Source organism: Microvirga sp. CF3016 (genome assembly GCF_036314085.1).
In the GTDB taxonomy this organism is placed as follows: Bacteria; Pseudomonadota; Alphaproteobacteria; order Rhizobiales; family Beijerinckiaceae; genus Microvirga.
In genome coordinates this window covers 288,594-305,598 of record NZ_JAYGGM010000004.1, presented here as the reverse complement: position 1 = coordinate 305,598, position 17,005 = coordinate 288,594, and the positions used below count along the sequence as shown (strand labels likewise).

General features: G+C 64.3%; 17 protein-coding genes. 12 read left to right on the top strand and 5 right to left on the bottom strand.

The features are described 5' to 3' along the window. Positions 1 to 126: 126 nt before the first annotated feature. Positions 127 to 2,778: an aminopeptidase N gene (pepN, locus tag VB672_RS07965; RefSeq protein WP_329783641.1), complete on the bottom strand. Its 2,652-nt coding sequence runs from the start codon at positions 2,776 to 2,778 to the stop codon at positions 127 to 129. 195 nt (positions 2,779 to 2,973) lie between these two features. Here pepN and VB672_RS07960 point away from each other — a divergent pair, with 195 nt between their 5' ends. From VB672_RS07960 to ybaK, 7 genes are all read left to right on the top strand, one after another. Continuing rightward, on the top strand, positions 2,974 to 3,414 hold the full coding sequence (locus tag VB672_RS07960; protein ID WP_329783640.1) for a VOC family protein: 441 nt from the start codon (positions 2,974 to 2,976) through the stop codon (positions 3,412 to 3,414). A 329-nt stretch (positions 3,415 to 3,743) separates the two neighbouring features. Beyond that, positions 3,744 to 5,225, top strand: coding sequence for a xanthine dehydrogenase small subunit (gene xdhA / locus VB672_RS07955; protein ID WP_329783639.1), 1,482 nt, complete (start codon positions 3,744 to 3,746; stop codon positions 5,223 to 5,225). 4 nt (positions 5,226 to 5,229) lie between these two features. Then, complete coding sequence (gene xdhB / locus VB672_RS07950) at positions 5,230 to 7,674, top strand: xanthine dehydrogenase molybdopterin binding subunit (RefSeq protein ID WP_329783638.1); 2,445 nt, start codon at positions 5,230 to 5,232, stop codon at positions 7,672 to 7,674. After that, positions 7,671 to 8,636, top strand: coding sequence for a xanthine dehydrogenase accessory protein XdhC (xdhC, locus tag VB672_RS07945; RefSeq protein WP_329783637.1), 966 nt, complete (start codon positions 7,671 to 7,673; stop codon positions 8,634 to 8,636). The genes xdhB and xdhC overlap by 4 nt, the downstream gene beginning before the upstream one ends. 6 nt (positions 8,637 to 8,642) lie before the next feature. Continuing rightward, the gene (locus VB672_RS07940) at positions 8,643 to 9,128 is read left to right on the top strand and encodes a nucleoside deaminase (protein WP_329783636.1); all 486 of its coding nucleotides are present in this window, start codon (positions 8,643 to 8,645) and stop codon (positions 9,126 to 9,128) included. A gap of 53 nt (positions 9,129 to 9,181) precedes the next feature. Beyond that, positions 9,182 to 9,832: an urease accessory protein UreE gene (locus VB672_RS07935; protein WP_329783635.1), complete on the top strand. Its 651-nt coding sequence runs from the start codon at positions 9,182 to 9,184 to the stop codon at positions 9,830 to 9,832. Between the two features lie 28 nt (positions 9,833 to 9,860). Then, positions 9,861 to 10,331, top strand: a complete 471-nt coding sequence (ybaK, locus tag VB672_RS07930) for a Cys-tRNA(Pro) deacylase (RefSeq protein ID WP_329783634.1) — start codon at positions 9,861 to 9,863, stop codon at positions 10,329 to 10,331. A gap of 53 nt (positions 10,332 to 10,384) precedes the next feature. Here the strand turns inward: ybaK and VB672_RS07925 are convergent, their stop codons facing one another. Continuing rightward, entirely contained in the window at positions 10,385 to 10,681 is a 297-nt protein-coding gene (locus VB672_RS07925; protein ID WP_329783633.1) for a hypothetical protein, read from the bottom strand. 239 nt (positions 10,682 to 10,920) lie between these two features. Here VB672_RS07925 and dusA point away from each other — a divergent pair, with 239 nt between their 5' ends. The 5 genes from dusA (at position 10,921) to VB672_RS07900 (ending at position 15,206) form a co-directional block, all read left to right on the top strand. Then, positions 10,921 to 11,922, top strand: coding sequence for a tRNA dihydrouridine(20/20a) synthase DusA (dusA, locus tag VB672_RS07920; protein WP_329783632.1), 1,002 nt, complete (start codon positions 10,921 to 10,923; stop codon positions 11,920 to 11,922). An 810-nt stretch (positions 11,923 to 12,732) separates the two neighbouring features. After that, complete coding sequence (locus tag VB672_RS07915; RefSeq protein WP_329783631.1) at positions 12,733 to 12,969, top strand: hypothetical protein; 237 nt, start codon at positions 12,733 to 12,735, stop codon at positions 12,967 to 12,969. A 469-nt stretch (positions 12,970 to 13,438) separates the two neighbouring features. Next, the gene (locus VB672_RS07910; RefSeq protein WP_329783630.1) at positions 13,439 to 13,699 is read left to right on the top strand and encodes a hypothetical protein; all 261 of its coding nucleotides are present in this window, start codon (positions 13,439 to 13,441) and stop codon (positions 13,697 to 13,699) included. A 428-nt stretch (positions 13,700 to 14,127) separates the two neighbouring features. Next, positions 14,128 to 14,361: a hypothetical protein gene (locus VB672_RS07905; protein WP_329783629.1), complete on the top strand. Its 234-nt coding sequence runs from the start codon at positions 14,128 to 14,130 to the stop codon at positions 14,359 to 14,361. A 53-nt stretch (positions 14,362 to 14,414) separates the two neighbouring features. Further along, entirely contained in the window at positions 14,415 to 15,206 is a 792-nt protein-coding gene (locus VB672_RS07900; protein WP_329783628.1) for an ADYC domain-containing protein, read from the top strand. A gap of 16 nt (positions 15,207 to 15,222) precedes the next feature. Here VB672_RS07900 and VB672_RS07895 read toward each other — a convergent pair whose 3' ends face one another. Genes VB672_RS07895 through cobS form a run of 3 tightly spaced genes read right to left on the bottom strand, consistent with a single transcriptional unit; the run spans position 15,223 to position 17,003 of the window. Further along, the gene (locus tag VB672_RS07895; RefSeq protein ID WP_329783627.1) at positions 15,223 to 15,936 is read right to left on the bottom strand and encodes a retropepsin-like aspartic protease family protein; all 714 of its coding nucleotides are present in this window, start codon (positions 15,934 to 15,936) and stop codon (positions 15,223 to 15,225) included. Beyond that, positions 15,936 to 16,151 carry a DUF1289 domain-containing protein gene (locus VB672_RS07890; RefSeq protein ID WP_329783626.1) on the bottom strand — a complete coding sequence of 72 codons (216 nt, stop codon included), beginning with the start codon at positions 16,149 to 16,151 and terminating at the stop codon, positions 15,936 to 15,938. The genes VB672_RS07895 and VB672_RS07890 overlap by 1 nt, the downstream gene beginning before the upstream one ends. Positions 16,152 to 16,166: 15 nt before the next feature. After that, the gene (gene cobS / locus VB672_RS07885; RefSeq protein WP_329783625.1) at positions 16,167 to 17,003 is read right to left on the bottom strand and encodes an adenosylcobinamide-GDP ribazoletransferase; all 837 of its coding nucleotides are present in this window, start codon (positions 17,001 to 17,003) and stop codon (positions 16,167 to 16,169) included. Positions 17,004 to 17,005: the final 2 nt, after the last annotated feature.

Here is a 17,005-nt window from a genome sequence, read left to right as displayed (position 1 = left end):
TAACAATAGAATCTTGAGCGGGTGATTTGTCTAGTTAGTAGAACCCGAAGGTTAATAAAAAACTTCCCACTCCGCATTCCCTTGGGGAAATCTAGGACAACCCGCTAAGTGTTTATACGTAATGTCTTATTTCGACTGCCCGTCTTCGAGGGAACGGCTCGCGATATCGCCTACATCGCGGGAAAGATTGGGCTTTTGCGCGATCGATTGCAGGGCCTGTTCCGCGTGCGATCGGCGGGTGCTTTCCATCATCCGCCACGTGCTGAAAGCGGTCAGAAGACGGGCTGCGAGCTGCGGGTTCAGCTCGTCCACGCGCAGAACGATGGAAGCCAGGAAGTGGTAGCCCGCCCCGTCGGCGCGATTGAACTGAACCTGGTTCAGCATGGCGAAGCTGCCGATGAGCGAGCGGACACGATTGGGATTGGCGATGGAGAAGGCCGGATGCTGCATCAGGCCTTTGACGCGCTCCAGCGTGCCGTCCTCCGGGATCGCTGCCTGCAGGGTGAACCACTTGTCGAGCACGAGGGGCTCGTTGCGATACCTGTCGCCGAACCGGGCAATGGCTTCCTCGCGCACCGTGCCGGGCAGGGTCGTCAGAACGCTCAGCGACGCGAGGCGATCGGTCATGTTGCTCGCGGATTCGAGTTGGCGTACGGCGAGCGCTTCGCCGGTGCTCGGATCGGATGCGGCGAGAAGGTCGAGGGATGCGTTGCGCAGGGACCGCCGCCCGGCGCTGGCCGCATCCGGACTGTAGGGACCGGACTCGGTCAGGACGTTGTAGAAGCGGTGCAGATGCGCGGCGCAGCTCTGACCGATCCGGTGCCGCATCTGCGTGCGTGCGCGATGGATCGCGTCAGGGTCCACATCCTGCCCGATCTCCTGCGCCACATCCGCTTCGCTCGGAAGGGTGACGACAAGCGCCGCGAAGGCCGGATCGGCGAGAGCATCCCTGTCCATGAAGGAGCAGAGCGCCCCGGACAGGGCATCGATCTCCTCGTCGTCGACGGGGAGGCCCTTCGACAGGGAGGTGAGCAGGCGCATGGCGACGGTTTGCGCGGCCTGCCAGCGGTTGAAGGCATCCGTGTCGTGCCGCAGGAGAACCAGCAGCTCCGCGTTCGGCAGGTCGAGCGACAGCTTCACCGGGGCGGAGAATCCCCGGAAGAGGGACGGGACGGGCAGGGAGGTCACGCCCGTGAAGGTGATGCTGTCCTCCGGCTGGTCGAACAGGAACACCCCTCGGGAATCCACGCGCTCGCCGGCGGCCGTCGTCGGCGCGCCGTCATGGTTCACCAGGCCGAGCGCTACCGGGATCGCAAGGGCGTCCTTCTTCGGCTGACCGGGGGTCGGAGGAGTGCTCTGAGTGAAATCGAGACGGTAGGTCCCTGCGTCCGGGTCGTAATGCCCCTTCGCCTTGACCCGCGGCGTGCCCGATTGCTCGTACCAGCGGGCGAAGTGGGACAGATCCCGGCCCGCCACATCCGCGAAGGCGCCCAGGAAGTCCTCCACCGTGGCGGCCGTGCCGTCGCAACGCTCGAAATAGAGATCCATGCCACGCCGGAAATCGTCGTCGCCGATGATCGTCTTGAGCATGCGGACGATCTCAGCGCCTTTCTCATAGACGGTGGCCGTGTAGAAGTTGTTGATTTCCCGGTATTGGGTCGGGCGCACCGGATGGGCGAGGGGGCTCGAATCCTCCAGGAACTGCCGCGCCCTCAAGGTCTTGACCTCGGCAATGCGATGCACGGGGCGAGACCGCTCGTCGGACGAGAATTCCTGATCGCGAAAGACCGTCAGGCCTTCCTTCAGGCAGAGCTGGAACCAGTCGCGGCAGGTCACGCGGTTGCCGGTCCAGTTGTGGAAATACTCGTGCGCGATGATCGCCTCGATATGAGCGTAGTCCATATCCGTTGCGGTCTCGGGTGAAGCCAGAACGTATTTGTCGTTGAAGATGTTGAGGCCCTTGTTCTCCATCGCGCCCATGTTGAAGTCGGACACGGCGACGATGTTGAACACGTCGAGGTCGTATTCGCGGCCGAAAACCCGCTCGTCCCAGCGCATGGAACGTTCGAGCGCGTCGAGGGCATAACCCGCCCGGTCTTCCTTGCCGGGCTCCACGTAGATGGCCAGTTCCACCTCGCGTCCGCTCATGGTCGTGAAGGTCTTCGACACCCGGCCGAGGCGTCCGCCCACCAGGGCGAACAGATAGGACGGCTTCGGGTGCGGGTCGTGCCAGACGGCATAATGTCTGTCGGTGCCTTCGATGGCACCGCTGTCGACCGGGTTGCCGTTGCCCAGGAGAACCGGAACATCGTCGCGATCCGCTTCGATCCGGGTGGTGTAGACGGCCATGACGTCGGGCCGGTCGAGGAAATAGGTGATGCGCCTGAAGCCCTCGGCCTCGCACTGCGTGCAGTAATTGCCGCTCGACCGGTAAAGACCCATGAGCTTGGTGTTGGCTGTCGGGTTGATCTCGGTCTCGATGGTGAGCGTGAAGGGCTGGCGGGGCGCCTGCGCGATCGTGAGGGATTGCGGCGTGGCTTCGAATTCCTCGGCGGTCAGGGCGCGGCCGTTGAGCGCCAGCGCCTTCAGGTTCAGTTCGTCGCCATCGAGGACAAGCGGAGCGTCCGGGCGTCCCTCCGGATTGGGCCTCACGACCAGGTTGGCGATAACCCGGGTTTCGGTGGGACGAAGCTTGACGTCGAGCTCGACGCGGTCGATCAGAAAGTCGCTGGGCCGGTAATCCTCAAGGCGAACGGTCTGGTTTGTGTCGGTGCGCATCGACGACTCATTCGAAACTGAGTTGCATGGAAGCTAGGGCCTTGGGGAGGGACCGCCAGTCTGCTTGGGGCAGCATTCATAGAAGGTCACCTGATCTTGAGCAAATCCAAGGCATTTTCCGCGCAAGAAAAAGGTACCTCTTGATCTCCCGGGCAAATACGCCATGACCTATCCCCGGCCATAGGGAAACTGAACATGGAATATCTGCATACGATGGTTCGCGTCTCGAACCTCGACGAAGCTCTCGATTTCTATTGCAACAAGTTCGGGCTGGTCGAGGTGCGCCGGACGGACAACGAGAAGGGTCGCTACACCCTCGTCTTTCTGGCAGCTCCCGGCGATGTGGAGAAGTCCAGGGACACGAAGGCTCCGCTGCTGGAGCTCACCTACAACTGGGACGAGCACGAATATGCCGGAGGCCGCAACTTCGGCCATCTCGCCTATCGGGTCGACGATATCTACGAGACCTGCCGCAAGCTGATGGAGGCGGGCGTGACCATCAACCGTCCGCCCCGCGACGGCTACATGGCTTTCATCAAGTCCCCCGACAACATCTCGATCGAGCTGCTCCAGCGCGGCGAGCCCAAGCCCTTGCAGGAGCCTTGGGCGTCCATGCCCAATACCGGGACATGGTAAGACGGACGACGCGAGCGGGAGGACACGTCCGCTCCACCAGGAGCAGGCTCCTAATTGTCCGAGATCTCGTTCCGCGTGTCCGTCCGAACATCCACTTTCACGTCATCACCGGCCTTGTGCCGGTGATCCCGCTCGATTGAGGCGGCGCGCTTTTCCGCATCGGGATGACCGGCACAAGCCCGGCCATGACCAGGAGGGGATCACCCAACCCGTGTCCCTGCCCAGCCTCCGAGAAAACAGGTCGCGCGTCCCCTTGGCGAAAAGGCCTTGCTCCGTCATTCTACCCGGCTCACCATAACAAAGCCGGGTGCAACCGGCGGAGGATTATCGTGGTACGAGACACAATCCGCTTCTGGCGGAACGGACAGGCAGTCGAGGTTTCAGGTTTTCACCCGCGCACCACGCTTCTGGACTACTTGAGGCTTCAGGAACGTCGCGTCGGCACCAAGGAGGGGTGCGCGGAGGGCGATTGCGGCGCCTGCACCGTGGCCTTGGGGCGGATCAGGGGCGGGCGTGTCCATTACGAGCCCATCAATGCCTGCATCCTGCTGCTCGGCCAAGTCGACGGCGCGGAACTCGTCACGGTCGAGGATCTGGCCGCAAGCGGCGAGTTGCACCCGGTCCAGTCCGCCATGGTGGCGCATCACGGCTCGCAATGCGGCTTCTGCACCCCCGGGATCGTGATGAGCCTCTTCACGCTCTATCACGAGGGTGAGCGGCCCTTGAGCCGCGACAACGTCAACGATGCGCTGGCCGGCAATCTCTGCCGCTGCACCGGCTACCGTCCGATCGTGGATGCGGCTCTTGAAGCCTGCAGCGGCCAAGCCGACGACAGTTTCTCCGCCAACGGAGAACGAACCACGCAGGGTCTCATGCGCCTTGCCGATGGACGCGACGTCTTCGTCGGAAACGAGAGCCGCTTCTTCGCCGCACCGGCGAGCGAAGCATCCCTGGCGGCGCTCTATGCGCAGCACCCGGATGCGACGCTGGTTGCCGGGTGCACGGATGTCGGGCTCTGGATCACCAAGGCCATGATGGAGATCGAGAAGATCATTTGGCTCGGGCGCGTGGCCGGCCTCGATGCGATCGAGGAATCCTCCGATGCCCTCGGCATCGGCGCGACCGTGACTCATGCGGAGATCCATCCGTCGCTGGCGCGGATCGATCCCGATCTCGGCGAGATCATGCGCCGCTTCGGATCCGTGCAGGTGCGCGCCTCGGGAACCGTCGGCGGCAGCATCGCCAACGGTTCGCCCATCGGCGATCTCGCGCCGGTCTTCATTGCGCTCGGCGCCGAACTGGAGCTGCGCCACGGCGATGCCGTCCGCAACCTGCCGCTCGAAAACTTCTTCATCGCCTATCGCCGCCAGGACCGGATGCCGGGCGAGTTCGTGCGCCGGGTGAGCGTGCCGAAGCTCAAAGGCGATGAGGCCTTTCGCGCCTACAAGATCTCGAAGCGGTTCGACGAGGACATCTCCTCGGCGCTCGGCGCCTTCAAGTTCACCCTCGATGGACGGCGCATCGCCGCGGCCCGCATCGCTTTCGGCGGCATGGCCGGCACGCCGAAGCGGGCCCTCGAAACGGAGCGGGCGCTCGTCGGTGTGTCGCTGGACGAGCCCGCGTCCTGGGGCGAGGCCATGGCGGCCATCGCGCGCGATTATCAGCCCCTCGACGATCACCGGGCGTCATCGGCGTACCGCTCGACGGTCGCCCGCAATCTCGTCTTCAAGGCGTTGAGCGAAACGGCGTCGGGCGAGACGAGGGCGACGCGCATCGCGGGCCGGCGCGAAGCGCTCCAGGCGGCGGAGTAGCGCCATGAACGAGCGTCCAAACATGCGCACGCCATTTCCCTCCCCCCATGTGAGGGAGGGCAAGGAGGGGGGTGTGAGCGCCGGTCTGTCCAACAGAGACGCTCACACCCTCACCTCCACCTCCTCCCCACAAGGGGGAGGAGAGCAGGTCGAGTTGCTCCGCCATGTCCGCCGGCCGCTCCCGCACGATTCTGGCATCAAGCACGTACAGGGCGTCGCGCAATATATCGACGACATCCGCGAACCCGAGGGCACTTTGCATGTCGCTATCGGACAATCGCCGAAAGCCCGCGGCCGGTTGATCTCCCTCGACGTCTCCGCCTTGCGGTCCGTGCCCGGCGTCGTGGCGGTTCTCACCGCCGCCGACATTCCGGGCAAGAACGACGTGTCGCCCGCTTTCGGCGACGATCCGCTCTTCGCCGACGAGGACATCAGCTTTCTGGGCCAGGCCCTGTTCGCCGTCGTGGCGACGAACCGCGACGTGGCGCGCCGTGCCGTCAAGAAAGCCGTGATGGAGATCGACGCCGAGGCGCCCAGCATCACCGTCGAGGACGCGCTGGAACGCGGCGAGACCGTGCTGCCGGATTATGCCTATGGCCGCGGCGATCCCGCTGCGGCGATTGCCCGGGCGCCGAAGAAACTGGAGGGCCAGTTCCGCGTCGGCGGGCAGGAGCATTTCTATCTCGAAGGGCAGATCGCTCTGGCGATTCCTGGCGAGGACGGCGACATCCATGTCTATTCCTCGACCCAGCACCCGACCGAGGTGCAGCACGTGGTCGCCCGCGTGCTCGACGTTCCCGATGCCTATGTGACCTGCGAAACGCGCCGCATGGGCGGCGGCTTCGGCGGCAAGGAAAGCCAGGCCACGCAATGGGCCGTCACCGCGGCCCTCGCGGCCCGCGTGACGGGGCGGCCGTGCAAGCTGCGTCTCGATCGCGACGACGATTTCATCCTCACCGGCAAGCGCCATGATTTCCGCTGTGATTGGACCGTGGGCTTCGACGAGGAGGGTCGTATCCAGGGCTATGCGGTCGATCTGCTGGCCCGATGCGGCTACTCGGCGGATCTGTCCAGCGGCGTCGTCGATCGGGCCATGTTCCATGCGGACAACGCCTATTGGATGCCCGCCGTCCGCATCGCGTCGAAACGGCTGAAGACCAACACGGTCTCGAACACCGCCTTCCGCGGCTTCGGCGGCCCGCAGGGCATGCTCGCCATCGAGCATGTGATGGACCGGATCGCCTGGGCGACGGATCGCGATCCGCTCGACGTGCGCTACGCCAATTTCTACCGGCCCGGTGAAAACCTTACGCCCTACGGCATGGAGGTGGAGGAAACGGATACGCTCCTCAACCTCGTGCGCACCCTCGAGCAGACCGCGAACTACCGCGTGCGCCGCGAGGAGATCGCGGCCTTCAACGCCTCCTCGCCGATCATGAAGCGCGGGCTGGCGCTGACGCCCGTGAAATTCGGCATCAGCTTCACGCTCACCCACATGAACCAAGCCGGCGCCCTGGTGCATGTGTACCAGGACGGCTCGGTGCATCTGAACCACGGCGGCACCGAGATGGGGCAGGGGCTCTACATCAAGGTGGCCCAGGTGGTGGCCGAGGAATTCGGCATCGCCATGGAGCGGGTGCGCATCACCGCGACGACCACCGCGAAGGTGCCGAACACCTCGCCGACGGCGGCCTCCTCCGGGTCCGATCTCAACGGCATGGCGGCGCGCATCGCGGCAGGGGCGATCAAGAAGCGGATGACGGCCTATGCGTCGGAGGCCTACGGCGTTCCCGAGGAGCAGATCGATTTCCGCGACGACCGCGTGTTCGTCGGCAACCAGAGCCTGTCCTTCGACGAGCTGGCGAAGAAGTGCATCGCGGCCCGCGTGCAGCTCTCGGAAGCCGGGCATTACAAGACGCCGAAGATCACCTGGAACCGCGAGAAGGGCACGGGACGGCCCTTCTTCTACTTCGCCTATGGGGCTGCCTGCTCGGAAGTGATCGTCGACACGCTCACCGGGGAGAACCGCCTGTTGCGCGCGGACATCCTCCACGACGTCGGGCGCTCTCTCAATCCGGCCATCGATATCGGCCAGATCGAGGGCGGCTTCGTGCAGGGCATGGGCTGGCTCACCACAGAGGAGCTGGTCTTCAGCCGGGAAGGGCATCTGCTCACCCACGCGCCGTCCACCTACAAGATCCCGGTCGCCTCCGACGTGCCGGCCGACTTCAACGTAGCGCTCTATCCCAACGAGAATCGCGAGGAGACGATCTACCGCTCCAAGGCCGTGGGCGAGCCGCCGATCATGCTGGCGAACAGCGTGTTCTGCGCGCTGGCCGACGCCATCCATGCGCTTGATCCCTCGCAACCCGTCCCGCTCAACGCACCCGCCACGCCCGAGGCGATCCTGCGCGCCTGCGAAGCGCTCCGGGGGAGGCCGATGGGGTGAGGGTCTGGCGCCAGCTCACTGATTTCGTGATGCGGCACGGATCGGCCGCCCTGATCACCGTGCATGACGTGAAAGGCTCCGCGCCACGGGAGACCGGTGCCCATATGGTCGTGCGGCCCGACGGCGCGTTCCACGGCACCATCGGCGGCGGGCAGCTCGAATTCCGCATGCTCGACATCGCCCGCGAGATGCTGGCGGCCGGCCGTGGGGCGGCGAGGATCGTCGACCAGGCCCTCGGGCCCGATCTCGGCCAGTGCTGCGGCGGGCGGGTGAAGATCCTGATCGAAACCTTCGACAAACGGGATCTGGAGGATCTTGCGCCCCTCGTGAAGGCCGAGGGATCCGGCGGGCCGTTCGAGGTCGAGTGCCGGATGGAGGAGGGGCGCGTGACGCGGGAATTCTCGTCCGCTGTTGGCGACGACCATTGGACCGGCTGGCGCGAGACCCATGGCGAGGTCCGCACGCCCGTTCTCATTTTCGGTTCCGGTCATGTGGGCCGTGCCCTCGTCCTGTCGCTCGCGCCTCTGCCTTTTGCCGTCCGCTGGCTCGACGATCGCGACGACGCCTTTCCTGCTCACCTTCCGGCGAACGCCCAGGCGGTGCGCCTGCAGGATCCCGAGGCCGAGGTTGCCGAGGCTGATCCTCAATCCCTCGTCCTCGTCATGACCCACGACCACCCCCTCGACATGGCGATCACGGCGGCTGCCCTGAAGCGGGACTTCCCCTATGTGGGGCTGATCGGCAGCGCCACGAAGCGCGCCCGCTTCGAGAAACGGTTCCGGGAGCTGGGCCTGCCGGAGGAGAAGATCCGTTCGCTCGTCTGCCCGATCGGGCTTGCGGGCATCGCCGACAAGGATCCGGCGGTCATCGCCGCCTCCGTGACGGCGCAGCTGCTGCAGGTTCGCGAAGGGGGAGGGTTTGCGCGAAACCTCTCGCCTCCCGCCGCCTCAAACGATACATAAGCCTCCATGAGCACCATGAAGACGGACGACCAGCGCCATCTGGCGCGCGCCATCGAATTGTCCCGCGAGCATATGGATCGGGGAGCCGGAGGTCCGTTCGGCGCCGTGATCGTGCGCGACGGGCAGGTTCTGGCCGAAGGCTGGAACCAGGTGACCTCCGCCAACGACCCGACGGCCCATGCGGAGGTCACGGCGATCCGCCGCGCCTGCGAGGCGATCGGCGACTACTCGCTCGAGGGCGCCACGCTCTATACGAGCTGCGAGCCGTGCCCCATGTGCCTCGCCTCGGCCTATTGGGCCAGGGTGAGCCGGATCGTGTTCGCGAACACCCGGCAGGATGCCGCCGATATCGGCTTCGACGACAGCCTGATCTACGACGAGATCCCCAAGCCCATCGCCGAGCGCATCCTCCCCATGGACCATCTGCCGAGCCTGGAGGCGAAGGCGGTATTCGACGCATGGGCGGACAAGGACGACAAGATCGCCTATTAATATCCAGCCACGCTTCCTATCTGAGCCTCACCGACATTCACCGAGACAAGCCCATGCCCCGCGTCACCACCATCGTCCGCAAGCCCGCCGTGAAGGCCGACCGCGTCGTCGACACGATCACCCTCGACCACGAGGCCCGCAACCGCCGCCAGGGGATGCTCAAGGGAGAGCGCGGGACCGAGATCCTGCTCGATCTCGACATGGAGACGACGGTCAACGACGGCGACGCCCTGCGGCTCGAGGACGGTCGCCTCGTCCAGGTCAGGGCGGCGGCGGAGCCGCTCTTGGAGGTGAAGGCCGAGAACCCCCTGCGCCTCACGCGCCTCGCCTGGCATCTCGGCAGCAGCCATGGCCTGGTCGAGGTCACGGCGGATGCTCTCTACGTGGAGAACAATCCGGCCGTGGCGGAACTCGTGCGCGGGCAGGGCTGCACGGCGACCCCGGTGGAGCGACCTTTCCGGCCGGAGCGCAGCGCCCATGTCTGCGATCACGATCATGGCCATCACCATCATGGCCACGGCCATAGCCACGCCGAGAGCCATAGCCACGCCCATGCGCACAGTCATGATCATCATGACCATGGGCACGATCATGCGCATGAGCACGAGCACGATCACGACCATCACCACGATCATGCCCATCACCATGAGCATGGCCCCGGCTGCGGCTGCGGTCACCACCACGGTCACAAGCACGATCACTGATCGGGCCTGACGCTCACTCGTCACGACCATGTCCAGGACCACCCGCGCGACCCAGGCGCTGCAGCAGGCCGGCATCGCCTTCACGGTTCACTCTTACGAGTACGATCCGAATGCGGAGCGCATCGGCCTGCAGGCGGCCGAGGCCATGGGGGCCGACCCGTCGAGCGTGCTCAAGACCCTGATGGTGCTGGTGGACAACAGGCCGGCCTGCGTGATCCTGCCGTCGGACCAGGAAGTGAACCTGAAGAAGCTCGCGGCCGCTCTCGGCGGCAAGGCGGCCCAGATGATGAAGCCCGCGGATGCGGAGCGCATCACGGGCTACCACGTCGGCGGCATCAGCCCATTCGGCCAGAAGAAGCGCGTCCCGACCGTGCTGGAGCAGTCGGCTTTCGGACATGCCCAGGTGTTCATCAACGGCGGCCAGCGCGGCCTGCAGGTGAAACTCGATCCGCGCGCGGCGGCGTCCGTGCTGGATGCCAAGGTGGCCGGGGTGATCTGACGTTCGGATCAACCTGTGATGCGGAGAGGCGAGGCCTCTCCGCATGGAACAGCTTACTTGCGCTGCGTCGTCGTGCCGGTGGAATCCGTCGGCAGCTTCTTCTGCTGGCCTGGAGCATAGCTGGAAGCGCCCTGGCCGCTCACCGAGCCGGTGGTGTCGTTCTGCATCTTCTGGCCGGGCGCAGCGCTCGAAGCGCCGGGACCCGTCATTGTGCTGCGGTCCTGCTGGCCGGGAGCATATTGCGAGGCGCCGTTCGAATTCGGGTTGGTGTTCGAAGATTGCGCATAGCTGGCCAGCGGAAGGGCAACGAACAAAGCAGCGGCACAGGACAATCCAAGTGTCTTCTTCACGGTTATGCTCCTTTTCAGAAGGTATGGCTTGGACGGGAAGAACGAATACTTGATGATTATGTTCCGTGCATAATCTATGGTCGAAAATACAGCCATGAACGTTCGTTCATCTTCATGAATACCCGACGAAGTCGGAGCGTATTACCGATATGGCATCGGCTCGCGCCTATTTGCCTTGCGCGCGCCATCCCCATATGAAAGGGCCTTCTCCCGAGACCCGACCGCCAGTTTTGCTGAAGATGACCGATAAATTTCTCACTGTCGCGCCGATGATGGACTGGACTGACCGGCATTGCCGGGCGTTCCATCGCGTCCTGTCGCGCCGGGCGCGGCTCTATACGGAGATGGTCACCACGGGGGCGGTTATCCACGGGCCGCGGGAGCGGCTCCTGGGCTTCGACCCCTCGGAGCACCCGGTGGCGGTGCAGCTCGGCGGGTCGAACCCGGCGGAGCTGGCTCGGGCGGCCAGGATCTGCGCCGATTTCGGCTATGACGAGATCAACCTCAATGTGGGCTGCCCGTCCGACCGGGTGCAGAACGGCCGCTTCGGCGCCTGCCTGATGCAGGAGCCGGTGCTGGTGGGGGAGTGCGTGGCCGCCATGAAGGCTGCCGTGTCCCTGCCCGTGACGGTGAAGTGCCGGATCGGCGTCGACGATCAGGATACGGAAGAGGCCTTGAACCGCCTCACCGACTGCGTGGTGGCGGCGGGCTGCGACGAGCTTACGGTCCATGCCCGCAAGGCCTGGCTCAAGGGCCTTTCTCCGAAGGAGAACCGGGACATCCCGCCGCTGGATTATCCCAGGGTCTATCGCCTCAAGGCCGCCCGGCCCGATCTGCCTGTCGCCATCAACGGCGGCATCAAGACCTGGGCCGAGATCCACGAGCACCTGAAGCACGTGGACGGCGTCATGCTGGGTCGCGTGGCCTATCACGAGCCCGAGATCCTGCTCGGCGTCGACCGCGAACTCTCTGGCGAGGAGCCGCCGGTGGCGGACGGCTTTGAAGCCGTGGACGCTTACGAGCCCTACATCGCAGCCCAGCTCGAGAAGGGCGAGCGCCTGAGCAGCATGACCCGACACATGCTGGGCCTCTTCACGGGGCGGCCGGGCGCGCGCGCCTATCGCCGTCATCTCGCGACGGAAGCGGTCAAGCCGGGAGCCGGTCTCGCTACGCTTCGCGAGGCAGTGGGGCATGTCTCGCGGGCTTCAGAGCCTATGGCCTCATCGGCGGACGCGGCCTGACCGTTCGGTCGAACCGTCCAGCTCGCTTCGGCGATGTGAGGGCCCAGGTCTCGAAGCGAATTCCGAGAGCCTCGTGCGGGCACGCTGAAGGCCTGCACCAGCGAAAGCCTGAGCCCCCGGCGAGGCCGATCCTGCGCTTCGGACACGTTTGGTGTCTGCAATCGGTGATTCCCTAGAGGCATAAACAATAAGCCCCTGAAAAATATAAGATATCGGCGAAAGCCAACGATATTTGTAATAATGTTACCTAAATAATGCTTTGGATTCGCCTGGCATATCTGAAGTTGGAATCGCGGCATGACTCAACAGGCAGTTTGTAGTTCCTTGAACCTGATGTTTAGTCGAAGCTGCATCGCTTAACCCACGATTGCAAAATGATATGAAATCCACTTTCCAGCTTTACAAAAACGTTATCACATTTATTCTCCTCTACGAGAGTTGAAACACTCTGGAGATGGTCTCTAGGGAAGCTCTCGTAAAGCAATGACAAAGGGGAATATTATGCTGGTGCAGATTTATCCTACTTCCGTCTATCCTTCCGCTCGTTACCCGGAACAACTTCCCCGTTAAATTACTCTAGACACGATCATCATGCGTGATGATCAAGCTCCGGTCATCTATGGATGACTAACCGGAGCAGGGAGCTTCTCTCGCTCGAGAGAAGCTCCTCTTTATATCGTTCTTCCAACCGTCAGCGCTGTTTTCCCTGCCGATACGCCCTCGCGAGGTGTGGCGGGTCATCCCGTTCGAGGTGTCTTGCGGGCTGCCAGCCCATTCCGTTCGCAAAAATCTTAATTGAGAGGAAAGAGCATGTTTGATCGAACCTATATTTCGGTTCTTGCGGCCGCATTTGGACTTTTGATCGCAACAGGGGCAAGCGCCCTCGACGCGGCCAATGGCTTGAGCGTGAATGGTCTTAGCGTGAACGGCTTGAGCGTGAACGGTCTCAGTGTGAACGGTCTCAGTGTGAACGGAACTGAACAATCCGCTGAACCCGGATTGAGGGCGATTGTTTTGCAGGACGGACAGATCCTGCTCATCAAGTAAAGCAACAAATCAGCCTTTCTGACTCCGTGCTTGAGCCGTCACAGCCGCAGCGGTTCGAGTGTGGGTGCCGGGTCCGAACTGTGAGAATGCCGACGAGCCGAGCGAAGGGCCTGAATACGAAAAGCATGGTCGTGCCGGCTCTGCATCCTGGCGTGCCGCCACCAGGGTGCGGAGCAAAGCCCTGATCCTGGAGAAGGCGCCCCTCACGTCCTTCTCCAGGATCAGGGCTTTGGAAAATGTCCTCATCAGAAGTTGCTGAAGCTAAATTCAGCATCTTTTAGTTTAACTCTGTACAACCGTTAGTCGCTGCGATGGTCAAATCCATTCATCTCTTGTGCGAATTCGCACGAGATCTTCTAGAGCTGTGGGGAAAAACCTGCCGGATCGCTTTACTGTAACAATGTTCACTCTATCATCCCTCCGGCGGGCAGGCTGCGGCGCCCGCTCATCGACCAAGAGGGAAAACTCCATGTTTCTTCGTACTTGCGCTGTCGTGCTGGCTGTCACTGCCGGAGCCATGGCGGCATCGGCCACACAGGCGGCCCAGATCGCAAACGGCCTCGCCACGAATGGTCTTACGATCAACGGTCTTACGATCAACGGTCTCACGATCAACGGCCTCACCATCAACGGCAAAGATGTCCAAGGCGGCCATCATGTTGCCTCCCTCTCCACGATCCGGCTTAGGGCCGTGATCCTGCAGGACGGCTCGACGATCGACCTCCGCTAACGGCTAACACAACTCCCGCGGAGGCGGGGGTTGCGTTCTCCTGTTGATGTGGCGCACGCGAGCCTCTGCGTCGTTCACGCTGACATTGTGCTCGTCATTGAGCACGACGTTGCGCCTATCATCGAAGGCCCGGAACGCCGCATGACCTTGCAGGTTCTGCGAGTGCCGTCCGGGTCGGTTCGCGATGAGCTTCGCTCCGGAAGCGGGGAAACGCTCTTGCCGAGCAGCCTTCCTGCACGGTGGCGCATCCTTCCATTCTTCCTCTCAACGGCTTCAGGGAACGAGTTCGACAGCGCTATTCTTCGTGCGCAGTCGCACAACAAGGCGTCATATCAATCGCAGATTGCTTTACTATAACGTTACAGAATCTACTCTCTCCTGGTGCCTGTCCGCAGGCATCGTCGCACATCTCTTGAAGGAGAGAAGCAATGACCATTCGCAAGATCATCCTGGCCCTGGCGCTTGCCGGACCAGCACTCCACGCCACGCAGGCCAACGCACTTTTCAGAGGAAGTGCCGACCGGCCGCCGCCGAACGGGCTGAACGGTTCCAGCGTGACGGGCCGGGCGGACCAGACGCTGCCTGCAACCCGGGATGCGTCCGAGGTTGGCGCGCCAAAGGCCGTCGTTCTGCCCGACGGCGCACGCGTCGTCGTGAAGTGATGCGATCACGAGCGATGAAGGCCCCCTCGCTCGAGGCGAGGGGGCACGGTTCCATGCGGCTCCTTCTGCTCGCTGCTCTCTTCCTGTCGTTCATTGCCACGCTGCCCAAGCCCGCTGCCGCCCTGGAGGGTCGGTTCCAGGTCGACGGCCTGGATCTCGCTCTCAGGCTCGACGACGGGCGCGTCTTCAGGGGGCAGACTCTCACCGGCATGACCCTTATTCTCGGCACGCCGACCGGCGACACGGAGATCCGCATCGACGGCGTTGCCCACGAGGAAGAAATTAGCGGGCGTCCCGCCACCTTCTTCCGCATGTCGGTCAAGGATCGCGACGGCTCCTCCAAGGATCTCTGCCAGCCCGACCCGGATGGCGAGCGCATGGCCTTCGCCTATCCGAACGGCGCCGGAGGTTTCTCCCTGACCTGCACCAGCGGCGCGGAGGGCAAGTGCATCCTGTTCGGATATCGCCCCTGGGAGGCCACGGAGGGCATGCCGATGCGCGACCTCCATCAAGCCTGCATCCACCTGCTTCGGGCCGATTACGGAGGGGATGACCGCCCGAGCACGAGAAACGGCACGCTGATCAATCTCTACGATCGGTTCGGGATCCAGGATCCCGGTCAGGCGGCCGGCATGACATTCGAGGCGGCCTGGGGTCCGGAAGGGGCCGTTTGCGTCGCTCATCCACGCATCACCGACACCGTCACCCTCGACCAGTTGGCCGAGCGCTACCCGCGCCTGAAGGGCCGCCTGGGACCGGATGCCTGCACCGAAAGCGCCATGCGGGTGGATCCCCGCGCGCTCATCTTCAACCAATCGGCCGTGATCGATTCTCCCGCCAAGTGAGGAGGAGCCGCGAAGGTCAGTCCGGCTCGCCGACCTGGTCCTTCGCCCGCAGGATCAGCCTGTTGCCGCGCACCTCGTAGGAGCCGAGGCGTTCCAGGAACGTCATGCCGAGCAGGTTGGCGTGCAGCACGCCAGAGCGGGCGATCAGCGCGCGGACGTTGCGCTCGGTGATCGAGCCGACCGTCAGGCGGTCGATGACCACCGGAGCCGCGAGGGCGCCCCCGTTGGCGGTCGCGACGGGAATGGAATAATCGAGGCTGTCCGGCTTGAAGCCGAGAGCGGCGGCGTTCTCCGCCCGCAGGACCACGGTGCTGGCGCCGGTATCGAAGATGAAGCGGGTCTCGTGGCCGTTGACCTCGCCCTGCACCATGAAGCTGCCGTCGGTCCGGCGCGCCGCGACCACCTCGCCCTCCGCCGTAACGACGGTACGGCCGACGGAGATGTCGCCGATGGCGCGATCGATCACGGTCTGCAGTTCGCCGCGCGAGGCGTAGGTGACGATGAGGGCGATCAGGATGCCGCCGCTGATGGCAATGGACTGCACGCCATAGGTCCAGTGGCGGGAAAACCCCTCGACGATGGAACCGGCCATAAGGAAGGAAAGCCCGCCGAGACCGAGCAGGCTCGCGGCTTCGAGGGCCGAGAACTCGCCGACGGGATCATCGGCGAAGAGCCCCACCAGGAGGGCGGCCAGGAGAAGGAGGAGGCCCGCGCCGCGAATCCCTGGCATCACTTTGCCTTGTCCGGTTCGGGCGCGAAGGGCGATTCGAGGGCAAAGGCCTCGCGCATCCGCTCCGGCAGTTCGGCCATGATGCGCTGGCGCTCCTCCTCCGGGATGCGGTACCAGCTGGCGATTTCGTCCCGCGTGCGGCCGCAGCCTTCGCAGAGCCCCGTCTCAGAATCGAGGGTGCAGACACGGATGCAGGGGCTGGAAACGCGGGTCATTGCATCTTCATGTCGTTACGGCCCGATGGCGGTCAAGAGGCCGACCAGCGCGGCGATCTCAGCCATCTGCTGGGCCGCGCCCGCAACATCCCCCGTTTGCCCGCCGAGATGCCGGGACGCGAAGCCCGTGAGGGCAAGGCCCGAGAGGCCGGAGAGCGCCAGCATCAGGGCGATGCCGAAAGGAGGCAGGCCGGCGATCGCGCCCAAGGCGACCGCGATGGCGCCTGCGATGCCCGCTGCCAGCCAGAAGGTGTCCCGGGCCGGCTGCCCGACCGCCCGGGACACGCCGTCCTGGCGCGCCGGCGGGAGGAAGACGAGGGGCATCAGGCCGGCCGTGCGGGACAGGGACGCGGCGACGAGAAAAGCCGCCATGACGCCGGCGCCATCGAGGCGGGAGGCGAGGGTGGCGAGGGCGGCGATTCGGACCGCCAGGGAGAGGAACAGGGCCGAAGCCCCGAAGGAGCCGATCCGGCTGTCCCGCATGATCTCCAGGCGCTTCTCCCGGGTCGGGCCGCCGTAGCTGTCGGCAAGGTCCGCAAGCCCGTCCTCGTGGAGAGCTCCCGTCGCCATCACCATGGCGGCCACCGCCAGGATGGCGGCGAGCCAGGGGCCGAGATCGAGCAGCAGGGCCAAACCCAGCAAAGCCGCGGGCAGAAGCCCGATCAACAGGCCCGCCAGTGGGATCATCCGCACCAGGCGCGGGAAGCTCGGAAGCGCATGGGCGTCCTGCTCCCAGGGCAGGGCCGGCACCGGAAGGCGGGAATAGAAGCGCACGCAATGGGCCAGGTCGGCCGTGACCGCCTGCCAGCCGCCGATCGGCGCGGCCTCACCCTGTTCAAATTGCTCCGACATGC

Coding starts and splice junctions, on each gene's coding strand:
- pepN (WP_329783641.1), bottom strand. CDS start 2,778: ATGCGCACCGACACAAACCAGACCGTTCGCCTTGAGGATTACCGGCCC.
- VB672_RS07960 (WP_329783640.1), top strand. CDS start 2,974: ATGGAATATCTGCATACGATGGTTCGCGTCTCGAACCTCGACGAAGCT.
- xdhB (WP_329783638.1), top strand. CDS start 5,230: ATGAACGAGCGTCCAAACATGCGCACGCCATTTCCCTCCCCCCATGTG.
- VB672_RS07940 (WP_329783636.1), top strand. CDS start 8,643: ATGAGCACCATGAAGACGGACGACCAGCGCCATCTGGCGCGCGCCATC.
- VB672_RS07935 (WP_329783635.1), top strand. CDS start 9,182: ATGCCCCGCGTCACCACCATCGTCCGCAAGCCCGCCGTGAAGGCCGAC.
- ybaK (WP_329783634.1), top strand. CDS start 9,861: ATGTCCAGGACCACCCGCGCGACCCAGGCGCTGCAGCAGGCCGGCATC.
- dusA (WP_329783632.1), top strand. CDS start 10,921: ATGACCGATAAATTTCTCACTGTCGCGCCGATGATGGACTGGACTGAC.
- VB672_RS07915 (WP_329783631.1), top strand. CDS start 12,733: ATGTTTGATCGAACCTATATTTCGGTTCTTGCGGCCGCATTTGGACTT.
- VB672_RS07910 (WP_329783630.1), top strand. CDS start 13,439: ATGTTTCTTCGTACTTGCGCTGTCGTGCTGGCTGTCACTGCCGGAGCC.
- VB672_RS07905 (WP_329783629.1), top strand. CDS start 14,128: ATGACCATTCGCAAGATCATCCTGGCCCTGGCGCTTGCCGGACCAGCA.
- VB672_RS07900 (WP_329783628.1), top strand. CDS start 14,415: ATGCGGCTCCTTCTGCTCGCTGCTCTCTTCCTGTCGTTCATTGCCACG.
- VB672_RS07895 (WP_329783627.1), bottom strand. CDS start 15,936: ATGCCAGGGATTCGCGGCGCGGGCCTCCTCCTTCTCCTGGCCGCCCTC.
- VB672_RS07890 (WP_329783626.1), bottom strand. CDS start 16,151: ATGACCCGCGTTTCCAGCCCCTGCATCCGTGTCTGCACCCTCGATTCT.
- cobS (WP_329783625.1), bottom strand. CDS start 17,003: ATGTCGGAGCAATTTGAACAGGGTGAGGCCGCGCCGATCGGCGGCTGG.